The 1,851-nt window shown below is 65.9% G+C and carries 2 protein-coding genes; both read left to right on the top strand.

What is annotated here, in order from left to right:
* Window positions 1-50 precede the first annotated feature (50 nt).
* A complete protein-coding gene (locus AX685_RS04900; RefSeq protein ID WP_066485990.1) occupies window positions 51-1,271 on the top strand; it encodes an NADP-dependent isocitrate dehydrogenase in 1,221 nt (406 codons plus the stop codon).
* Between the two features lie 152 nt (window positions 1,272-1,423).
* Window positions 1,424-1,851, top strand: a 428-nt coding sequence (locus AX685_RS04895; protein WP_197418491.1) for a cation:proton antiporter domain-containing protein, incomplete at its 3' end; no start/stop codon positions are given.

Here is a 1,851-nt window from a genome sequence, read left to right as displayed (position 1 = left end):
CCCCCTTCCCCGTATCGACCCCGCCAAACCTCCCTCAAAAGGAAGCGCATATGGCCAAGATCAAGGTGAAGACGCCCGTCGTGGAGATCGACGGCGACGAGATGACGCGGATCATCTGGGAATGGATCCGCGAGCGCCTGATCAAGCCGTATCTCGACATCGACCTCGATTATTACGATCTGGGCGTCGAGGAGCGCGACCGCACCGAAGACAAGGTGACGACCGATTCCGCGCTGGCGATCCAGAAGTACGGCGTCGGCGTGAAGTGCGCCACGATCACCCCGGACGAGGCGCGCGTCGAGGAATTCAAGCTCAAGAAGATGTGGAAGTCGCCCAACGGCACGATCCGCAACATCCTGGGCGGCGTCGTCTTCCGCGAACCGATCGTGATCCGCAACGTGCCGCGGCTGATCCCCGGCTGGACGCACCCGATCGTCGTCGGCCGCCATGCGTTCGGCGACCAGTACAAGGCCACCGATTTCAAGGTGCCCGGCAAGGGCCGCCTGACGATGAAGTGGGAAGGCGAGAACGGCGAGACGATCGAGGAGGAGGTGTTCAACTTCCCCGGCGCCGGCGTCGCGATGGGCATGTACAACCTCGACGAATCGATCCGCGATTTCGCGCGCGCGTCGATGAACTACGGCCTGGGCCGCGGCTGGCCGGTGTACCTGTCGACCAAGAACACCATCCTCAAGGCGTATGACGGCCGCTTCAAGGACATCTTCGCCGAGGTGTTCGAGGCCGAGTTCAAGGATGCGTTCAAGGAAGCCGGCATCGTCTACGAACACCGCCTGATCGACGACATGGTCGCCAGCGCGCTGAAGTGGAACGGCGAATTCGTGTGGGCGTGCAAGAACTATGACGGCGACGTCCAGTCGGATCAGGTCGCGCAGGGCTTCGGCTCGCTGGGGCTGATGACCTCGGTGCTGATGACCCCGGACGGCAAGACGATCGAGGCGGAGGCCGCGCACGGCACCGTCACCCGCCACTTCCGCCAGCACCAGCAGGGCAAGGCGACATCGACCAACCCGATCGCGTCGATCTTCGCCTGGACCGGCGGCCTCAAGTATCGCGGCAAGTTCGACGGCACGCCCGACGTCACCCGCTTCGCCGAGACGCTGGAGCAGGTGTGCATCGAGACGGTCGAGAACGGGGACATGACCAAGGATCTGGCGATCCTGATCGGCCCGGACCAGAAGTGGATGACCACCGAGCAGTTCTTCGAGGCGGTGCGCGTCAACCTGGAGAACAAGATGGCCAACTGGGCCTGAGGCCCGCGCGGCGCGGCACCGCCCGCGCCGCCACCATCGACGGGGGCGCCGCCGCGATCGCACCGATCGCGGCGGCGCTTTTCGTTACGGCCGGCGCGATCCGGTCGGTTAACGGCTGACAACCCGCCCCTGCTCCGCCTAGGGTCCGGCCCATGGCGATCGGTCTCGACAATCATGGTTTCTCGGACGCGCTGGTGGTGCTGGGTGCGGCGGGGCTGGTGATCCCCGCGTTCGCGCGGTTTCGCATCAGCCCGGTGATCGGCTTCATCCTGGTGGGCGCACTGGTCGGGCCGGCGGGCCTGGGGTCGCTGGTGCCGCAGGCGCCGTGGCTCTATTACCTGACCATATCGGACCCGGAATCGATCGCGCCGTTCGCCGAATTCGGCATCATCCTGCTGCTGTTCTCGATCGGGCTGGAACTGTCGTTCAAGCGATTGTGGAACCTCAGGCGGCTGGTGTTCGGCACCGGCGCGGCCGAACTGCTCGGCTCGGCGCTGCTGATCGGCGTGGCGCTGCACTGGCTGGGGCAGAGCTGGGGCGGGTCGGCGGGGCTGGGCCTGGCGCTCGCCCTGTCCTCCAC

The organism is Sphingomonas sp. CCH9-F2 (genome assembly GCF_001556735.1).
Taxonomy (GTDB): Bacteria; Pseudomonadota; Alphaproteobacteria; order Sphingomonadales; family Sphingomonadaceae; genus Sphingomonas; species Sphingomonas ginsenosidimutans.
Note: the sequence above shows the minus strand (reverse complement) of the source record. Positions and strands in the feature narration are given on the sequence as shown.

Coding starts and splice junctions, on each gene's coding strand:
- AX685_RS04900 (WP_066485990.1), top strand. CDS start 51: ATGGCCAAGATCAAGGTGAAGACGCCCGTCGTGGAGATCGACGGCGAC.